Here is an 18573-nt window from a genome sequence, read left to right as displayed (position 1 = left end):
CGCCATGAACACCCGCCTGATTCCCTTTGCCGTGCTTGCATGCCTGCTGGTGGCCGGTCCTGCTTCGGCCCAGTCCTATCCTTCGCAGCCGATACGCATGGTGGTGCCGTTCGCGGCCGGCAGCGGCACCGACCAGGTGGCCAGGGTGCTGGGCCAGGCCATGACCGCGGCGGCCAACGTCACCGTCGTGGTGGAGAACAAGCCCGGCGCCAATGGCTTCATCGCGGCCCAGGCGGTCGCCACGGCGCAGCCCGATGGCTACACCATGCTGCTGACGACCAATACCACGCACGCGGCCAACCAGCATCTGTTCAAGCACCTGCCCTACGACCCGGTCAAGGACTACACCCCGGTCGCGCTGCTGCGCAAGGGCTACCAGATCATGGTGGTGCGCGCCGACTTCCCGGCGCGCAACGTGGCCGACTTCATCGCGCTCGCGCGCAAGCAGCCAGGCAAGCTCAACTTCGGCAGCGGCAGTTCGTCCAGCCAGGTAGCGGGCGAATTGTTCAAGCAGATGGCCAACGTCGAACTGACCCACGTGCCCTACAAGAGCAATCCGCAGGCGCTGAACGATCTCATGGGCGGGCAGATCGACGTGGTGTTCGTCGACACGACCTCGGCGATCACGCTGGTGCAGGGCGGCAAGCTGCGCGCCCTGGCCGCGACCAGCCCGGTTCGCCTGTCCATGCTGCCCGAGGTGCCGACGCTGGACGAGGCCGGCCTCAAGGGCTACGAGATGTCGTACTGGACCGCCGCCTATCTGCCGCGCGGCGCGTCCCGGGAAGTCACGGCCACGCTCAACAAGCTGTTGATCGACGCCGTGCGTTCTCCCGAGATGGCGCAGTTGATGGCCAAGACGGGTACCGAGGTCTCCACCAGCTCGCCGGCCGAGCTGGCCGCCTTCCAGGCGGCGGAGTCGGACAAATGGGCCCGCATCATCCGCGCGGCCAACATACAGCCGGAGTGACCCCATGACCAAGACGCGCGTGCGCATCGGCGCCGGTGCGGGATTTTCCGACGACCGGTTCGAGCCGGCGCTGGAGCTGGCCGAGCGCGGCGAGCTGGACTACCTCGTCTTCGAGTGCCTGGCCGAACGGACCATCGCGCGCGAGACGCTGTCGCGGATCAAGGATCCCGAGACCGGCTACACGCCCTACATGCGGGACCGCCTGCGCATGGTGATGCCCGCTTGCATGCAGGCGGGCATCCGCATCGTCACCAACATGGGCGCGGCCAATCCGCTGGGGGCGGCGCGCGTCATCCGGCGCGACGCGCTGTCGCTGGGGCTGCCGCCGCCGGTGGTGGCAGCCGTGGTGGGCGACGACGTGACCGAGATCGTGCGCGCGCATCCCGAGCTCCGGCTGCTCGACACCGGCGAGCCGGTGGAGTCGCTGCTGCCACGCATGGCCGCGGCCAACGCCTACCTGGGCGCGGACATCGTCCGCGAGGCATTGGCCCGGGACGCGCAGATCGTGGTGACGGGGCGCGTGGCCGATCCGTCGATGTTCGTGGGCTGCATGCTGCATGGACTGGGGTGGTCCTACGACGACTATCCCCGCCTGGCGGCCGGCACCTTCACCGGCCACTTGCTGGAGTGCGCGGCGCAATTGACCGGAGGCTGTTTTGCCGACCCGGGGAAGAAGGACGTGCCGGACATGGCGCGCATCGGCTTTCCTTATGCCGACGTCGATGCCGACGGCTCGGTCCGGCTCGGCAAGGTCGCCGGCTCGGGCGGCCGCCTCGACGTGGCGACATGCACCGAGCAGGCGCTGTACGAGATCCACGATCCGGCGCGCTACATCACGCCGGACTGCGTGCTGGACATCACCGAGGCCGAGTTCGAGCAACTGGGTCCCGACCGCGTGGGCTTTCGCGGCACGCGCGCGGCCCCGCGCACCGATACCTACAAGGTCGTGGTGGGCTACCACGATGGCTGGATAGGCGAAGGCGAAGTCGGCTATGCCGGCCCCAACGCGGTGGCCCGGGCCCGTCTGTCCGAGCAGATCGTGCGCGAGCGCTTGAAGCTGCGGGGGTTCTCGTATCCGGAGATCCGGGTGGACTACATAGGCATGAGCAGCCTGCACGGCATGGGTGCGGGACGGTCCGAGCCCTACGAGGTGCGGCTGCGCGTGGCGGCGCGCAGTCCGGACAAGAAGGCCGCGCAGGCGGTGGGGTTCGAGATGCGCACGCTCAACGTCAACGGTCCGGCGGGCGGCGGCGGGACGCTGGAGGCGCTGCGCGAGGTCATCGGCGTGCGTTCGCTGCTGCTGCCGCGCCATCTGGTCCATCCCGAGGTCGTCATCGAGGAGCGGCCGTGAACGAACAGAACAGGAGTAGCGTCCCGTGAGCACCAAGGTCCACGAACTGGCTCATTCGCGCGCCGGCGACAAGGGAAACACCTCGAACGTCTCGGTCATCGCCTACGACCAGGCAGCCTGGGACATCCTGCGCCGGGAACTGACCGAGGAGCGCGTCATGCGCGCCTATGCGCACCTGGCCAGCGGGCCGGTCACGCGCTACGAGCTGCCGCGCCTGCGCGCGCTGAACTTCGTCATCGAAGGGGCGCTGGGCGGCGGCGTGACGATCTCGCTGGCGCGCGACGCGCACGGCAAGTCCCTGTCCTACCTGATGCTGGACATCGACCTGCCTGTTTGATCACGCCGTGTCCGGCCTGGCGCATCTGCGTTCAGGAAAGCCTGCGGCCGGCGCCGCGCTCGCGCGCGAACGCGGCGCCGGCCAGGCGCGGCCGCTCGGGAGCGGCCGGAGCGGATGCCTGTACGTCCCGCAGCCTGCCGGTGACCGGCCGCAGGATCAGGGTCGTCCCCTGCGCGTTCCAGGCCGCGAGGTCATCGCCGCGCGGTGCCATGCCGACATAAGGGCCGGCCTGCGACGGATACGATAGCCGCGGGATCTGCCACAGAATCGTTCCGTCGAGTCCGATGCCATACACGTTCTCGCCGCCGTGCCGCCGGTCGGGCTCGACCAGCACCGCCAGCGACCGCTCGAACGCGACGACCTGGACGATGCGCCCGGGGAAGACGATATCCTCGCCCGCGGCCTTGAGCGTCAGGACATTGCGTCGATAAGCGTAGCGCAAGGCCGCACTCATGGCCGGTCCCGGATCCGTCGGTGTCAGTGGCGGTGCTTCAGTGCCTCTCGTTCCGTCTGTCGGTCGAGCATTTTCTGGGTGTTCGCGTTCTCCATCGCCTGCTGCTGCAGCATGCACTGGTCGTAGGCCGGCGTGCCGCGCGCGATGCCCAGGTTGTCGCACGCGCGCTGGAAGTTCTCGCGCTCCATCCTGTCCAGGGCGGCGCATCCCCCCAGGGCGACAAGGGCAAGCAAGCAGGCGGCCTTGCGAGCCGTGTGAAATCGCATCGTCATTTTCTTTCTCTCTAGTTGCCGCCACGAATATCGGCATGTCCTGGAGAACCGCGTTTCTCCATCGGCAGAAATGGTAGCAACCACTTACCTGATGCTTCGTTAAAATGGGATGGAAAATAGTCGGAATGTACGAGAATGATGAGTTTTTGACAGGGCGATCGGCGGGGCGGCGACAAGGGGTGGGAGATGGCGGTCTTGCTTGGCGACATTCCGGATCATTGGGGGCCGAAGTACGAATCGGGCGGGGTCGCAGCTACCCGTACCCGCGTCGGCCCGAACGAGATCTTCCTGCGCCCGCTGTCGCACATGGCGCTGGTCCTGTTCACCCCGCAGCCGGGGCGCCAGGTCTCGCTCAACAGTGATCGCCGAGTCGCCGGCCTTGCTCCTGCGGGAGCGCTGGAAATCATTCCGACCGGCTCGGACTTTTCCGCGCGGTGGCTGGTCGACAAGGAAAACCTGCTGGTCGCCCTGGAGCCCAGGCATCTTGCGCGGTTGGCGGGCCTCGAGTTTGGCCGGACCGATTTCGAGCTGCATCCGCCGCCCCTGGGCACCGTGGATGCGAGGATGATGCCGCTGGCGAAGATGCTCAAGGCGGAACTGGAGCGCGGCGAAGCATCCAATCCGCTCTGCCTGGATGCCCTGTCCACGCTGTTCGCGACGTCCCTGCTGAGGCATCATTCATCGCTGGCCGGGCGCGGCCGGGCCAGGCCGGCGGGCGGCATGGCCCCAGCCGCCTGGCGCAGGGTACATGACCATATCCAGGCTCACGTGGCGGAAGACATGTCCGTCGAAGTGCTGGCCCGGGTGGCGGGCCTGTCCCCCAGCCATTTCCTGCGGGCTTTCCGGCAGATGACCGGCCAGCCGCCGCACCAATATCTCCTGCGCCTCCGGCTGGAGCGGGCCGAGCGCCTGGTCACCACGACGTCGCTGCCGCTGGCGGAGATCGCCCGGTCCGCCGGGTTTTCCAGCCACAGCCACATGACGGCGGTCATGCGCAGGCTGCGGGCCGCGACGCCGAAGGAACTCAGGCGCGAAGCCCGTGGGCGGAAAGGCCTGCCGGGGCCGGGCGAAGCCGGCGGCGAGTAGGCGCGGGATCGGGCCGGCCCCTGTGCCTCAGTGATTGATGGCCGTGATCTTCACGTCGTTGCGCTTGCCGACGCCGCCGAACCAGATTTCGCCCGAGCCGATGGAGATGCCCTGCCAGTTGGCGAAGAGCTCAGGGTAGGCCTGCCGCGAGACGGCATCCTTGACCTTGGGCGTGACGATGCTGTCGTAGTCTGCGATGAAGTGGCCCGCATCGCGTATCGTCACGGCCTTGCCTTCCACGCGGGTCCGGAAAGGATAGTCGACCATCGCGGCGACCGCCGCCTTGTCCCCGGTTGCGACGGCTTGTTTCAGCTTGTCGAAGAACCCGCGATAGGGCGCATGTTCGCCGAATAGCGTATCGAGCCGCGCGTCCATGTCGGCCGCGGTCTGTGCCATCGCGGCGCTGGCTCCGCCAAGGGCCACGAGGGCCGCCAGGCAGGCGCCCAGCAGTCGCCGCGTCGTCGTCTTTCGTTTTCCGTCTTGCATGGCAGCGTCCTGGGAAAGGGGGTCAGGCCGCGCGGACCTGGGCCGCCGGCCGGGCCAGCGCCCGGTGCACGCGGGCCAGGACTTCGGGGTCGTCCAGCAATCGCATGCGCGTGGGATCCGGCAGGTGTTCGGGATGCTTTTCCAGTACCTCGTCGACCAGCCGCGCGCGCGCCGCCTCGATCAGCGGGTGGCCGGGCAGGTGGCGGCCGGTGGCGAAGGCGCGCGCCAGCGCGTTGGCGGCGGGGTCCGTCAGCGCATCCATGAATCCGGGCGCGGGACGGGCCTGGTTTTCCTCGTTGTAGCGCGCGGTGTCATGGAGCTCGCGCGGCGGAGACGTTTCCTCGGGTATGCAGAACAACCCGTCTTCGAAGGCGCCTTGCCCCAGGCTGACGCGGCTGGACATCACCGACAGCGGGATGGCCAGCAGCAGCGAAGCCAGGATGGGGATCATCCACCACAGGAAGTTCGGATTCAGCCAGGCGACCAGCAGGCCCCAGCACACGCCCAGCAGCGTCTGCAGGCCGTGGCGCCGGAAGGCTTCGCGCCAGGGCGTCTCGTTGTTGGCGCGGGCCGGCGATTTCCATTGCACCTTCCAGCCCAGGAACGCCGCCACCACGAAGCGGGTATGGAACAGCATGCGGATCGGCGCCAGCAGCATGGAGAACAAGACCTCCAGCAGCATGGACCACAAAAGCTTGCCCGAACCCGCGTAGCCCTGCGCGCCTTTCACCCAGACCAGCAGCACGCTCAGTATCTTGGGCAGGAAGAGCAGCACCGCCGTGGTCGAGAACAGCGCGATGGCCTCCTCCGGATGCCACTGCGGCCAGATCGGGAACAACTGGTGCGGCGTGACGAAATACTGCGGCTCGGTCAGCGTGTGGACCGCCAGCAGCGCGGTGGACAGCGCCAGGAACAGGAACCACAGCGGCGCCGACAGGTAGGACATGACGCCGGTCAGGAATACGGCGCGGTGTACGGGGTGCAGGCCCTTGATCAGGAACAGCCGGAAGTTCATCAGGTTGCCCTGGCACCAGCGCTGGTCGCGCTGCAGTTCATCCAGCAGGTTGGGCGGCAGTTCCTCGTAGCTGCCAGGCAGGTCGTAGGCGATCCAGACGCCCCAGCCGGCGCGCCGCATCAGCGCGGCCTCGACGAAGTCGTGCGACAGGATGGCGCCGGCGAAGCTGCCCTTGCCGGGCAGCGGCGCCAGCGCACAGTGCTGGATGAAGGGCTCCAGGCGGATGATGGCGTTGTGGCCCCAGTAGTGGGACTCGCCCAGCTGCCAGAAATGCAGGCCGGCCGTGAAGAGCGGACCGTAGACCCGGGTGGCGAACTGCTGCACGCGCGCGTACAGGCTGTCCATGCCCGAGGCGCGCGGGGCGCTCTGGATGATGCCGGCCTCGGGATTGGCGTCCATCAGCACGACCAGGCGCTTGAGGCATTCGCCGCTCATCACGCTGTCGGCGTCCAGTACCACCATGTAGTCGTACTCGCCGCCCCAGCGCCGGCAGAAATCGTCGATGTTGCCGCTCTTGCGCTTGACGCGCCGCCGGCGCCGCCGGTAATGGATACGGCCGAAACCCTCGACCGTCTTGCACAGCTCGACCCAGGCGCGCTGTTCCTGCACGCAGTTGTCCGGCTTGTAGCTGTCGCTCAGGATGAAGAAGTCGAACTTGTCCAGGACGCCGGCCCGCGCGACTGATTCGTAGGTCGCGCGCAGCCCCGCGAATACCCGGCCCACGTCTTCGTTGCAGATGGGCATGACCAGGGCGGTACGGGTGCCGGCGGATATGGGCACGCCTTCGGCCACGGTGGCCGAGATGCTGTAGCGGTCGCGTCCCATCAGCAACTGGAGGAAACCCATCAGCGCGGTCCAGAAACCGGCCGAGACCCAGCAGAACAGCAGCGCGAACAGCAGCAGGATCGCGACTTCCAGGATCTGCCCGCCCTGGTAGGGCAGGACCGCCTTCATGTACCAGGTGGCAACGGCGGTCTGCGCCACCACGGCCACCAGCAGGGTCAGCCGGCGCAGCCTGCCGGCGATCTTCCAGCGCGGCTCGGGCGGGCGGGCGAGCCGCTCGGCGCGCGTCTTGTGCATCCGGCCCTGCACGCGGCGCCAGCCGCGCACGAAGGGATTGGTGACCCAGGGTTCGGGCACCATGGACGAGCGTTTGATGGCTGGCGCGGTCTGTACGCACACGCGTCCGGCTTCGTCGCGGCGGACGACACCGTATTCGTCCAGTTCGGGGCCGTAGGCCTCGAGCAGGGTGCGCTCCTGGGCATCGGCCTCGCCCGCGCGCAGGGCGTCTTCGTCGATCGCTGCGGACATGGAATCACTCACCCGTTTCATAGCCTGGCAACTGGTAGCTCCAGGTCTCGGAAACGGCGTTCTGCCCGTTGACCAGGCCCGCGCGCATCTCCACCGGCTTGGTCGGATCCTTGACCTTGATCCTCAGCGTGACGCGCCAGCCGCCGGTGACCGGATTGCGGCGCAGGCTGTTCTCGAGCACGTCGGCATTGCCGCCGGTGGAGAAGTTCAGGGAAACAGGCAGCGGAGGATCCTTGGGCTTGGCCGGAGCCGGGGCCGAGAAGTCGATCAGGAACGCGGTGCTGCCGTCGGGTCGGCGGATCAGGTCGGTGCCGCGCGTCTCGCCCACCGAGCGCCGGGTCTGCAGCACGCGGGCCAGCTTGGGGTCCTGCAGCCCCGCCTCGTTGCGTGTCCAGCGCAGGGTGTAGTTCATTTCCAGCGCCGTGCCGGGCTTGGGCTGGTGCTCGGGCACCCAGAACGCGACGATGTTGTCGTTGGTTTCGTCCGCGGTCGGAATCTCGACCAGTTCCACCCGGCCCTTGCCCCAGTTGCCCGCGGGCTCGACCCAGAGCGTGGGACGCAGGTCGTAGCGGTCGTCCAGGTCCTCGTACTGGCGGAAATCCCGCGCCCGCTGCTGCAAGCCGAAGCCGCGCGGATTCTCGACCATGAACGAACTGTTGGCCAGGCGGCGGGGATTGTTCAGCGGGCGCCAGAGCCATTCGCCGTTGCCGGCGTGGAAGGCCAGGCCGTCGGAGTCGTGCAGTTCCGGCCGGTAGTTGGCGGTGCCGGAAGGCTGCGCCGCGCCATATAGATACATGCTGGCCATGCTGGCGATGCCCAGCTTGGCGACCGGGGCGCGCAGGTAGACGCGCGAACGGACCTCGACCAGGCTGTCCTCGCCCGGGGTGATGGTGAACCGGTAGGCGCCGGTGGCACGGGGCGAGTCCAGCAGCGCGTAGATCACGATGTGCTTGTCGCTGTTGGCGGGCCGCGCGATCCAGAATTCCCGGAAGCGGGGGAATTCCTCGCCCGAGGGCACGGCGGTGTCGATGGCCAGGCCGCGGGCCGATACGCCATAGACCTGGCCCTTGCCGACCACGCGGAAGTAGCTGGCGCCCAGGAAGGACGCGAGTTCATCGTCGCGCTTGGCGGGATCGTTCAGCGGATAGAGGACGCGGAAGCCGGCGAAACCCAGGCCGCGCAGCAGCTTGGCATCGACCTGGCGGGGGCCGAAATCGAAGTCGGCGGGATCGTATTTGATCTCGCGGACGCCTTCGGCATCGATCTCGTTGATCTTGACCGGCAGGTCGAAGGCCATGCCCTGGTGATGGAAGGCGATCTGGAACGCGGTGCGGCCGTCGGCCCACAGATACTTGTCGCGCTTGGGCTGGATCTGCTGGTATTCGGCGTACTTGAGGTCGCGCAGTTCCTTGGGAAGCTGGCTCGTGGGCGCCTTGTATTTTTCGCCGGCGAGTTCCTTGGCGCGGCGGGCGACATCGAAGAAATCGAAAGCGCTGGCGGGAGCGGCGGCCAGGAGGCCGGCCGACAATGCCAGGGCCGGGAGAAGCATGCGGGCGGCAAACGAGCGCACCCTTGGGGAAGAAAGGGAGGAGTCAGTCACGGATCTTGGACGTCCGGCGTGGCCTGGAATGCTGAAACGGAGATTCTAGAGGCTATGGCCGCCCCTAGGGGGCTCCGGCGGCATACATGTACTACTGGATGTAGCCATGCGGCGCCAACCGGACCAGAATGGACGCCATTTTCACCAAATTGGTTCCCCGCGTGCCCGGGTTTGGGGCGAGCGCCTAGCGTCCCGATGCGGTGCCTTCGCGCCGCGGATCGGCGCCGGCCCTGAGCAGTCCGTTGCTCAGGACCTCGATGCCGTGCAGCCCGCTGGGCATGGACGAGACCGACACCGGGTGCCCCATGGCGCGCAGGGCGGGAGCCAGGCTTTCCAGCCTGGGGTCTCTTTCCAGTTCCGTGGCGTGGTTGCGGCTGCCGTAGTGGGGCAGGTCGATGGCGCTCTGGATGTCCAGGCCCCAGGTCAGGTTGGCCAGCAGCGCCTGGGCCACGTAGTTGGCGATGGCGCTGCCGCCGGGCGAGCCCACCACCAGCCGCAGCCGCGGGGTTTCGCCGCCGGCGCGCAGGACGATGGTGGGCGCCATGGTGCTGCGCGGGCGCTTGCCGGGCTCGACCCGGTTCGCCACCGGCACGCCGCGATCGTCGCGCGGCGACAGCGCGAAGTCCGTCAATTCGTTGTTGAGCAGGAAGCCGCCCACCAGGATCTTGCTGCCGAAGGCCTGCTCGATCGTGGACGTCATGGCGACGGCGTTGCCCTGGGCGTCCACGATGGACAGGTGGGTGGTCGAGGGCAGCGCGGGCGTGTCGTCGGCGCCATGGCGGGCGAGCGCGCCGTGCACGGGTTCGCCCGGCTCGGCCCGGCCCATCGAGCGGTCGGCCGAGATCAGCGCCGCGCGCCGGGCCAGGTACGCTGGGTCCAGCAGGGCGGCTACCGGCACGTCCACGAAATCGGGATCGGCCACGTAGCGGTCGCGATCGGCATAGGCCAGCCGCCCCGCTTCGGAAAAATAATGCACCGCGGCCAGCGACTCGGGTTGGGCCCGCGCGATGGGCGTGGCCTCCAGCACGGCCAGCATCTGCAGCACGGCCAGTCCGCCTGAGCCCGGCGGCGGCGCGCCGCAGATCACGTAGAGGCGGTAGGGGCGGCACAGCGCCTCGCGCTCGCGCGCCTCGTAGCGCGCCAGGTCCGAGATGGACAGGTCCCCTGGCCGTTCGTGGGCGCGCACCGCCTCGACCATGGCGCGGGCCAGCGGTCCGCGGTAGAAGGCGTCGGCGCCTTCGCGGGCGATGCGCGTCATCGTGCGGGCAAGCGCGGGATTGCGCAATTGCTCCCCTTCGCGCAGGGCCGAGCCGTCCGCATGGAAGAAATAGGCGCGCGCGGCGGACTGGACGGCCAGCCGGTCGTTGTCCCGCAGCAGCGCGGCCAGGCGCTGCGAAACCGGGAATCCTCGCCGCGCGCGGTCGATCGCGTCGTCGAACAGCGACTGCCAGGGCAGCTTGCCATGCCGGCGATGCGCCAGTTCCAGCGCGCGCAGCAGGCCGGGCACGCCGACCGACTTGCCGCTGTCGACAGCAAAGGCGAAGCGCATGGGCCGGGCGCCTTGCATGAAGCGGTCGGCGGTGGCCCCGGCCGGTGCCGTCTCGCGGCCGTCGAAGACCGTGACCCGGCCCAGGCGGGCGTCGTAGTGGACCAGGAAGGCGCCGCCTCCCAGTCCCGAGGACTGCGGCTCGACCAGGCCCAGCATCATCTGCGCGGCGATGGCGGCATCGACCGCGCTGCCGCCTCGCTCGAGCACGCGGTAGGCGGCCTGGGTGGCGAGCGGGTGGGCAGTGACCGCCATGAACCGCCGGCCCATGACGGCCTGCTTGGGCAGGTAGGCGGTCTGCGCCTCGGGATTGGCGTCGATGCCCGGATCGGGCGCGGCGGCCTGCGCCGCCGTGGCGAACGCGGCGCAGGCCAGCCAGAGCAGGCGCGATGCGCGGACGAGCGATGTCATGGATGAAGCTTCCTTGCGATGGCGGCTTTGCCGCGACCTTACCATCGGCCGGGGCAAAGCGGCTTACACTTGGAAACCCGCGCTTCCCCGGTTTCCATGACGACGCCCCATCCCCGCGTGCTCATCGTCGAAGACGACATGACGATCTCGGCCAACCTGTGCGCCTATTTCGAGGCCAAGGGCTACGTCGTCGACGTCGCCTACGACGGCCCATCGGCGCTGTACCGGCTCGGGGCCGATGCCTTCGATGCCGTCCTGCTCGACATCGGCCTGCCGGGACTGGACGGGGTGACGGTGCTGCACCGCTTGCGCGCCGAACTGCACCAGGCCACTCCCGTGCTGCTGCTGACGGCGCGCGACGAGCTGCAGCAGAAGCTCGACGCGTTCTCCCATGGCGCCGACGACTACGTCACCAAGCCCTATGCGCTGGCCGAGGTCGAGGCGCGCGTGCGGGCCTTGCTCAACCGCGCCTCGGGCCAGGTCGCCAATCCGGTGCGCCGCTTCGGCGCGCTGTCCTACGACGCCCGTACCCGCGAAGTGCGCGTGGCGGAGCGGCCGGTGCGGCTGACGCCCAAGGCGAGCCGCATCGTCGAGGTGCTGATTCGCGACCCCGGCCGGGTGGTGTCGCGCGCCGACCTGGAAAGCGCCCTGTGGGGCAGCGACGTGCCGGAAAAGGACGCCTTGCGCAGCCAGATCCACCTGTTGCGCAAGGCCTTGTCGGAAGCGGGCTTCGACGGACTGGAGACGGTGCACGGCGTGGGGTACCGCCTGTCCGGCGGGCCGGGGCACGACTGATGGCCGGCCCCGCCACGCTCAAGCAGCGGGTCATCTGGGCGCTGACGCTCGCCATCGCCCTGTTCGTGGGCGTGCAGGCCGTCGTTGCCTATCTGGTGCTGGACCAGCAGGAAGACCGCATCGTCGACCAGATCGTGATGACCGAGGCCGAGCGTCTCGTGCATCGCCTCGAGGCCGGCGAAATGGTGTGGACCGGGAGCGACATCCTGCTCGGCCCCAGCCTGCACGCCTGGGTAGGAACGAACGGCGACGTGCCGCGCGTGCTGGCCCGGCTGGGCCCGGGCCAGTACCAGCTCAACACCGAGGGCCAGGTCTGGCACGTGGCGGTGGCGGATTCGACGAAAGGGCGGGTGTACCTGCGCTACGACGCGACCGACAACGAGCACCGCGTCTACGAGTTCGGCGCCATCCTGCTGGGGCTCTGGCTGGCCTGCACGCTGCTGGGATACTGGACCGCCCGGGCGCTGGCCGGCCGGGTGGTCGGCTCGATGGTCGAGGTGACCGACCGCATCGAGTCGTGGGCGCCAGGCAGCCCCGGCATGAAAGTCGTGCGCAGCGACGAGGCGGGCCGCCTGATCGAAGCCTTCAATCGCATGCAGGACAAGGTGGACCAGTCCATTGCCCAGGAGCGCGAGTTCTCGGCCAACCTCAGCCACGAGATCCGCACGCCGCTGACCAGCATCCGGACCGACGCCGAATTGATCGCGCTGGAAGCCGAGCCGTCGGCGCAGGCGGGCCTGCGCCTGACGCGCATCGTGAATGCCGTGGACGAGATCGCGTCGACGCTGGAGACGGCACGCGCCATCAGCAGCGCCCAGGCCGGACCGCGCACCGAGGTCTCGCTCAGGGCCTGCCTGGACGACGCCTGGAGCGGCCTGGCCGAACGCGCCCACCGCGCGGGACTGGTCCTGGCCAACGACGTTCCCGAGACCGCCGTGCCCAGGCTGGATCGCTACGGGCTCCTGATCGTGCTGCGCAATCTCGTGCGCAATGCCATCGACCACGCGGCGCCCGCCACGCTGACCGCGAGCTGGACCGGCGAATGCCTGGCCCTCGCGGACAACGGCCCCGGCATTCCCGCCAGCGACCTGCCATTCGTCTTCGAGCGCTACTACAGTGGCCGCCTGCGCGACAGCCAGATGCCCGTCGCGGACGCGGCCGGCGTCCAGCGCGGCCTCGGCCTGGCGATTGCCAAGCGGGTGTGCGACATCCAGGGATGGCGGCTGACCGTGACGTCCAGCACCGACGAACTGCACCGGGGTACCCGTTTCCTGCTGTGCTTCGGGGAAGGGGCCACCCTGGCCGCGTCCTGAGGACGGGGCGGCCGTCCATGCCGGACGGCCGGGCGCTCAGGCGCCCAGGGCCCTGGCATGGAAGGCCATGTGGTCCTCCATGAATGTCGAGATGAAGTAATAGCCGTGGTCGTACCCCGCGTGGCGGCGCAGCTCCAGCGGCTGGCCTGCCTCCTGGCAGGCGGCTTCGAAAGCCTCGGGCCGCAACTGCGATTCCAGGAACTGGTCCGCCAGCCCCTGGTCGACCAGGATGCCTCCCGGGAAAGGTTGCCGCGCGGCACGCATCAATTCGGTGGCGTCGTATTGCTTCCAGGTCTCGCGGTCGGGGCCGAGATAGTTGCCGAAGGCCTTGTGGCCCCACGGGCAGTCGACCGGATGGGCGATGGGAGCGAATGCCGATACCGAGCGGAACTTGCCGGGATTGCGCAGGGCCAGCACCAGCGCGCCGTGGCCGCCCATGGAGTGGCCGAAGATGCCGGCGCGCGCCGGATCGCCCGGCAGTTCGGACGTCACCAGCCCGAACAACTCGTCCACGATGTAGCTGTACATCCGGTAATGGCGATTCCAGGGCGCCTGGGTCGCGTCCAGGTAGAAACCGGCGCCGGCGCCGAAATCCCAGCTGTCGGTCTCGCCCGGCAGGCCCGCGCCACGCGGGCTGGTGTCCGGCGTCACCAGCATGATGCCGTGCTGCTGCGCGAACCGCTGCGCGCCGGCCTTGATCATGAAGGTTTCCTCGGTGCAGGTCAGGCCGGCCAGGTAGAACAGCACCGGCACGGGCCCCGCTTCGGCATGCGTGGGCAGGAAGACCGAGAAGCGCATCGGCAGGCCGATGGTGGACGAGTCGTGGCGGTAGAAGCGCTGCTGGCCGCCGAAGCACTGGTGCAGGCTGATCAGTTCGGGCATGTGGGGTCCTTGCGGCCGCCCGGCGCAATGGCCGGCGGCGGGGGCGGTGAGTCTTTCGGGTACGCTTGAGGGCCCGGCTCGCAGGAGCCGGCGGCTCGCGTCCCGGCACGCGAGGCTAACAGGAATCGCCGCCCATCGACAAGCCAGCCATGAGCAAAGCTCCGCACACCCCGCCCGGGTCCGCCGCGCGGTACATCGCGAAGGACGAGCCCGGCGCGCTCCGGCGCCTCGCCCTGGACCGCATTCGCTTCGATCTGACGTCCATCCGCCTTTTCATCGCCACGGTCGAGCACGGCAGCATCTCGCGCGCCGCCGGGCGGCAGTGCCTGGCCGTGACCGCCGCCTCGCGCCGCATCGCGGAACTGGAGGCGCAGTTCGGCGTGGCCTTGTTCCAACGGCGGCCCCACGGCATGGTGCCCACCGACGCGGGCAGGGGCCTGCTTGCCCACGCCCGCGCGCTGATGCAGTCGGTCGAGCGCATGCACAACGACGCGGTGGCCCATGCGCAAGGCCACAAGGGCCTGGCGCGCGTGGCGGCCTGTACGTCGGCGGCGTTGCAGTTCCTGCCGGCGGATATCCGGGCCCATCAGGAGGCGTTCCCGGACATCGACATCGAGACGCAGGAGGGCACCAGCTACGGCGTGATCAAGGCCCTGGTGCAGGGAACGGCCGAGGTCGGCATCTACGAGGCCGGCGTCAGCGCGCCCCCGGCGACCATGCGCACTCGCCCCTATCGCGAGGACCGGCTGGTGCTGGTCACGCATCGCGGCCATCCGCTCGCGCGCCGCCGGCAGGTAGGCTTCGACGACATCCTCCTCTGCGACCTCGTGGGGCTGAACGAGGACTCGGCGCTGTCCATGCTGCTGGTGCGGCTGGCGGCCAGCCGCGACGGCAAGCTCAATGTGCGAGTGCGAGCCCGCAGCTTCGACACTATGCTGGCCATGATCCAGGCCGAGCTTGGCGTGGGACTGGTGCCGCAGGGCGTGGCCCGGTGGCTGGCGGTCAGCAAGGCTTTTCGCCAGGTCGAGATCGCCGAGCCCTGGGCCCGGCGTCAGTTCGTGCTGTGCCATCGGCACGCGCCGGACATCTCCTCGGCGGCGCTGTCGGTGGCGGAGTTCCTGGCCGAGTCGGCGCAGCGGGAGCCGTTGCCAGCCTGAGTCCGCGGGAGGCATGCGCGAAACGCGAAACCTGCGTGAAAAAAATAGCAATGGCGGGAGCCGCCGCCCTTTGTCAGCATGCCTGGGGTCGCGCCGCGTGTGCGCGGCCGCAACCATGCCATGACACAAGGATATGCCGGTGAAGATCGCTCGCGTACATGCCACGCCTCTGAACGTGCCCCTGGACTATGCGGCCGGAGGCGTGCGCCGTTCGACCTCGCTGTCGGCCTGCCATGTCGAGGTGGAGACCGACGATGGGCTCGTCGGCCATGGCCTGACCGCGATCACGGAAGAGGAGGTGGCGGCCCACATCATCAACGCGGTGGCCGGGCCGGCGCTCGTGGGCCTGGATCCGATGAACCACGAGGCGGCCTGGAACAAGTTGTACTGGCTGCTGTGTCCGCGCGGGCAGACCGGCTATGGCATGCACGCCGTGGCGGCGCTGGACGTGGCCTTGTGGGACATCAAGGGCAAGGCGCTGGGACTGCCAGTCTGGAAGCTGCTGGGAGGCGCCCGATCGCGCGTGCCGGTCTACACGACCTTCGGTTTCAACTTCCTGGACCGTGACGCGCTGGCGGAGGCGGCGCGCGCCTGTGTGGCCGATGGCTTCTCGCACCTGAAGATGGTGGTGGGACACGGCGCGCTGCAGCGGCGCGACGAACCCCGGCCGCTGGACGAGGTCATCCGCGAGGACGCGCGCCGCGTTGCGGCCGTACGGGAGGCCGTGGGGGCCGGGCCCTCGATCTACATCGACGCCAACTGCAGCCTGGATGGCTTCCATGCCGAGAAGCTCGCGCTGTCCGTGCGCGACTGCGGCATCGCCTTCTTCGAAGAACCCGTGACCCAGAACGACGTGCGGTTGATGGCCGACCTGCGCCGCCGCACCGGCATCGCGGTGGCGGCCGGCCAGAACGAGGGGCTGGCCTACCGCTTCCGCGACATGCTCGCGGCCGGGGCGGTGGACTACGCCCAGCCCAACGTCGTCATCAGCGGCGGCTATACCCAGGCGGCCAAGATCGCGGGCATGGCCGAGGCGTACAACGTGCCGGTGGCCAACGGCGGCGCGTTCCCGCTGCACAACATGCACCTGCACGCCGGCCTGGCGCACGGCGGGCGGGTCGAGTGGCACCTCGTGGCCGTCGACATGATGAAGAAGCTCTATCGCAACATTCCCGAGCCGCGCGACGGATGGCTGGAGCTGCCCCACGGGCCTGGCCTGGGGTTCGAGCCCGACCACGAAGCCATCGCCGAGATCGCCAAGCTGCCCGGTTCGGCGGGCAAGGGCAAGGGGTAGCGCCAGCGCGGCACCATCCGATCCAGAACAAGAGGAGACACTCATGCGCATTGCCTTTCGCCGCCTGCTGGCCCTGGCGGTTCTGCTCATGCCCGCGCTGTCCGGCGCCGCGGGTGCCTGGCCCGGCGCCAAGCCGGTACGTCTCGTGGTGCCGGCCAGCGCCGGCGGCTCGCTGGACACGCTGGCGCGGCCGCTGGCTCAGGCCATGTCGGAAATCTCCGGCGGCCGCTTCATCGTCGAGAACGTCGGCGGCGCGGCCGGCATGATAGGCGCGAACAATGTGGCCAAGGCCGTGCCCGACGGACACACCTTCCTTTTCGGCGCCATCCACCACGTGATCCTGCCCATCGCGTATCCCAAGATGCCCTACGACACGGCCACCGATCTCGCGCCCATCGGGTTGATCGCCACCGTGCCCAACGTGGTGCTGGTGCGCAACGAGTCGCCGTTCAAGACGCTGGCCGATCTGATCCGCGCCGGTCGGAATTCCGAACAGGGATTGAACTACGGCACCGGGGGCAAGGGCGGGCTGCATCACCTGTCCACCGAGCACTTCAAGCTGCTGACCGGCGCCAAGATGCAGGCCGTGCACTACCGGGGCAGCGCGCCGGCGCTGACCGACCTGCTGGGCGGCCAGATCGACCTGATGTTCGAGACCATGCCCACCGCATTGACCCAGATCCACGGCGGCGCCCTGCGCGCGCTGGCGGTCACGTCGGCCCAGCGTTCTCCCGCGCTGCCGTCGGTTCCCACGCTGGCCGAGGCCGGCGTGCCGGATCTTTCCGTGACGACCTGGTACGGCATCTTCGGCCCCAAAGTAGCCCCCGAGGTGGTCGAGCGCATGCGTGGACTGATTTCGCAGGCCTTGGCTACGGACAGGATCCAGGCCTTGTGGAAAGACTACGGTGCTACCGTGGACGGCCCTGGCGCCAGGGATTTTCCCGCCTTCGTCGCCAGCGAATTGCGCCACTGGTCCGACGTCGGCCGGCGCATCGAATTCAAGCCGGGCGAATGAGCACGGCCGTGCGGGCGCTGGCCCGCGCCTTGAACGCCGGCGATCTGCGGCACCTGGCCCGGCGCCGGTTGCCGCGCATGGTGTTCGACTACCTGGATGGTGGCGCCGAAGAGGAACTGACCCTGCGTGCGAACCGCCGGGCCTTCGAGTCCGTGTTCCTGTTGCCCAGGGCCTTGCGGGACGTCGGCGAGCGGAGCCAGTCCGTGCGGATCCTGGACCAGACGTGGTCGTCGCCGGTCGGCATTGCCCCCATCGGCCTGGCCGGGCTGTTCTGGCCCGATGGCGACGTCGCGGCCGCCCGGGCCGCCGCGCGCGCCGGCGTGCCGTACGTGCTGTCGACGGCATCCTGCAGCACCCTGGAAGCGGTCGCGCGGGCGGGCGGCAACCCGTGGTTCCAGTTGTACGTGATCGAACGCGGTCTGGCCGACAGCCTGGTCGAGCGGGCGCTGGCCGCGGGGTACCGGCATCTGGTGCTGACCACCGACGTGCCGGTCAGCGGCCGGCGCGAACGCGACCTGCGTCATGGTTTTTCCCTGCCCATGCGGTGGCGGGCGCGTACGTTATGGGACGTGGCGACGCATCCCCGTTGGCTGATGCAGGTCGCGCGGTATGGCGTGCCGCAACTGGCCAACCTGGCCTCGGCCGCGGCGGGAAACGCCCAGGCGCAGGCAGCGCTGCTGCAGCGGCGCATGGACGCGGGCTTCGACTGGGAGGCCTTGCGCCGGCTGCGCAGGCGTTGGCCGCACGCGTTGTGGCTCAAGGGCATTCTGCACGCCGATGACGCGCGCCGTGCCTGCGCCGAGGGAGTCGACGGCATGATCGTGTCCAACCACGGCGGACGCCAGCTCGATGGCGCGCCGGCCAGCCTGGAGGCGCTGCCCGCGGTGGCGCAAGCCGCGGGCGATCGGCCCGTGCTGCTGGACGGCGGCATCCGCCGTGGGGGCGACGTGGTCAAGGCGCTGGCCTCGGGCGCGCGTGGCGTGCTGATGGGACGCCTGCCCATGTACGGGCTGGCCGCGGCCGGAGAAGCGGGCGTGGCGGCCGCGCTGGACCTGGTCCGCCAGGACATCGACCGTGTCCTGGCGCTGCTTGGATGCGATGACGTGGGCAGCCTGGGGACGCCGTGGCTGGCGGCGCCCCCGGCATCGCGGCTCTAGTACAGCACGACCGAGCGTATCGACTGCCCGCTCTTCATGAGGTCGAATCCCTCGTTGATGCGTTCGAGGGGCAGGGTGTGGGTGATGAGCTCGTCGATCTTGATCTTGCCGTCCATGTACCAGT

17 protein-coding genes and 1 pseudogene are annotated in these 18573 nt (G+C 69.2%); 10 read left to right on the top strand and 8 right to left on the bottom strand.

Annotated features, from left to right (window positions below):
* Positions 1 to 4 precede the first annotated feature (4 nt).
* Genes ABD104_RS26145 through ABD104_RS26135 form a run of 3 tightly spaced genes read left to right on the top strand, consistent with a single transcriptional unit; the run spans position 5 to position 2655 of the window.
* The gene (locus tag ABD104_RS26145; RefSeq protein WP_087839768.1) at positions 5 to 967 is read left to right on the top strand and encodes a Bug family tripartite tricarboxylate transporter substrate binding protein; all 963 of its coding nucleotides are present in this window, start codon (positions 5 to 7) and stop codon (positions 965 to 967) included.
* Between the two features lie 4 nt (positions 968 to 971).
* Positions 972 to 2318, top strand: coding sequence for an acyclic terpene utilization AtuA family protein (locus ABD104_RS26140; protein ID WP_343928481.1), 1347 nt, complete (start codon positions 972 to 974; stop codon positions 2316 to 2318).
* Positions 2319 to 2343: 25 nt separating this feature from the next.
* Positions 2344 to 2655: an AtuA-related protein gene (locus ABD104_RS26135; RefSeq protein ID WP_087839766.1), complete on the top strand. Its 312-nt coding sequence runs from the start codon at positions 2344 to 2346 to the stop codon at positions 2653 to 2655.
* A 31-nt stretch (positions 2656 to 2686) separates the two neighbouring features.
* Here the strand turns inward: ABD104_RS26135 and ABD104_RS26130 are convergent, their stop codons facing one another.
* The gene (locus tag ABD104_RS26130) at positions 2687 to 3109 is read right to left on the bottom strand and encodes a DUF7957 family protein (RefSeq protein ID WP_343928480.1); all 423 of its coding nucleotides are present in this window, start codon (positions 3107 to 3109) and stop codon (positions 2687 to 2689) included.
* A 23-nt stretch (positions 3110 to 3132) separates the two neighbouring features.
* Entirely contained in the window at positions 3133 to 3375 is a 243-nt protein-coding gene (locus tag ABD104_RS26125) for a hypothetical protein (protein WP_338616137.1), read from the bottom strand.
* A gap of 192 nt (positions 3376 to 3567) precedes the next feature.
* Between ABD104_RS26125 and ABD104_RS26120 the strand changes: the two genes are divergently transcribed.
* Positions 3568 to 4467 carry an AraC family transcriptional regulator gene (locus ABD104_RS26120; RefSeq protein ID WP_343928479.1) on the top strand — a complete coding sequence of 300 codons (900 nt, stop codon included), beginning with the start codon at positions 3568 to 3570 and terminating at the stop codon, positions 4465 to 4467.
* A gap of 27 nt (positions 4468 to 4494) precedes the next feature.
* Here ABD104_RS26120 and ABD104_RS26115 read toward each other — a convergent pair whose 3' ends face one another.
* The 4 genes from ABD104_RS26115 to ggt form a co-directional block, all read right to left on the bottom strand.
* On the bottom strand, positions 4495 to 4953 hold the full coding sequence (locus ABD104_RS26115; protein WP_087839762.1) for a hypothetical protein: 459 nt from the start codon (positions 4951 to 4953) through the stop codon (positions 4495 to 4497).
* 22 nt (positions 4954 to 4975) lie between these two features.
* Complete coding sequence (mdoH, locus tag ABD104_RS26110) at positions 4976 to 7279, bottom strand: glucans biosynthesis glucosyltransferase MdoH (RefSeq protein ID WP_343928478.1); 2304 nt, start codon at positions 7277 to 7279, stop codon at positions 4976 to 4978.
* A gap of 4 nt (positions 7280 to 7283) precedes the next feature.
* Positions 7284 to 8828: a glucan biosynthesis protein G gene (locus ABD104_RS26105; RefSeq protein ID WP_087839760.1), complete on the bottom strand. Its 1545-nt coding sequence runs from the start codon at positions 8826 to 8828 to the stop codon at positions 7284 to 7286.
* Between the two features lie 235 nt (positions 8829 to 9063).
* Positions 9064 to 10836: a gamma-glutamyltransferase gene (gene ggt, locus ABD104_RS26100; protein WP_087839759.1), complete on the bottom strand. Its 1773-nt coding sequence runs from the start codon at positions 10834 to 10836 to the stop codon at positions 9064 to 9066.
* A gap of 96 nt (positions 10837 to 10932) precedes the next feature.
* Between ggt and ABD104_RS26095 the strand changes: the two genes are divergently transcribed.
* Both ABD104_RS26095 and ABD104_RS26090 read left to right on the top strand, forming a co-directional pair.
* The gene (locus ABD104_RS26095) at positions 10933 to 11631 is read left to right on the top strand and encodes a response regulator transcription factor (protein WP_338616131.1); all 699 of its coding nucleotides are present in this window, start codon (positions 10933 to 10935) and stop codon (positions 11629 to 11631) included.
* A complete protein-coding gene (locus ABD104_RS26090) occupies positions 11631 to 12944 on the top strand; it encodes a sensor histidine kinase (RefSeq protein ID WP_087839757.1) in 1314 nt (437 codons plus the stop codon). Before ABD104_RS26095 ends, ABD104_RS26090 begins: the two co-directional genes overlap by 1 nt.
* A gap of 36 nt (positions 12945 to 12980) precedes the next feature.
* Here ABD104_RS26090 and fghA read toward each other — a convergent pair whose 3' ends face one another.
* The gene (gene fghA, locus ABD104_RS26085) at positions 12981 to 13826 is read right to left on the bottom strand and encodes an S-formylglutathione hydrolase (RefSeq protein WP_087839756.1); all 846 of its coding nucleotides are present in this window, start codon (positions 13824 to 13826) and stop codon (positions 12981 to 12983) included.
* Positions 13827 to 13975: 149 nt separating this feature from the next.
* On the opposite strand from fghA, the gene ABD104_RS26080 reads away from it, so the two are divergent.
* The 4 genes from ABD104_RS26080 (at position 13976) to ABD104_RS26065 (ending at position 18449) form a co-directional block, all read left to right on the top strand.
* Positions 13976 to 14983: a LysR family transcriptional regulator gene (locus ABD104_RS26080; protein WP_087839755.1), complete on the top strand. Its 1008-nt coding sequence runs from the start codon at positions 13976 to 13978 to the stop codon at positions 14981 to 14983.
* A gap of 139 nt (positions 14984 to 15122) precedes the next feature.
* Positions 15123 to 16277, top strand: coding sequence for a mandelate racemase/muconate lactonizing enzyme family protein (locus tag ABD104_RS26075; protein ID WP_343928477.1), 1155 nt, complete (start codon positions 15123 to 15125; stop codon positions 16275 to 16277).
* A gap of 43 nt (positions 16278 to 16320) precedes the next feature.
* Positions 16321 to 17292 carry a Bug family tripartite tricarboxylate transporter substrate binding protein gene (locus ABD104_RS26070; protein WP_343928476.1) on the top strand — a complete coding sequence of 324 codons (972 nt, stop codon included), beginning with the start codon at positions 16321 to 16323 and terminating at the stop codon, positions 17290 to 17292.
* A complete protein-coding gene (locus ABD104_RS26065) occupies positions 17289 to 18449 on the top strand; it encodes an alpha-hydroxy acid oxidase (protein ID WP_087839753.1) in 1161 nt (386 codons plus the stop codon). Before ABD104_RS26070 ends, ABD104_RS26065 begins: the two co-directional genes overlap by 4 nt.
* On the opposite strand, the pseudogene ABD104_RS26060 reads toward ABD104_RS26065, so the two are convergent.
* Positions 18446 to 18573: pseudogene (locus ABD104_RS26060) on the bottom strand (S-(hydroxymethyl)glutathione dehydrogenase); the annotation flags it as partial. The gene ABD104_RS26065 and the pseudogene ABD104_RS26060 sit on opposite strands and share 4 nt — an antisense overlap.

The sequence above is a fragment of the Pigmentiphaga daeguensis genome (assembly GCF_039523035.1).
Taxonomy (GTDB): Bacteria; Pseudomonadota; Gammaproteobacteria; order Burkholderiales; family Burkholderiaceae_B; genus Pigmentiphaga; species Pigmentiphaga daeguensis.
This window is presented reverse-complemented; position numbering and strand designations above follow the sequence as displayed.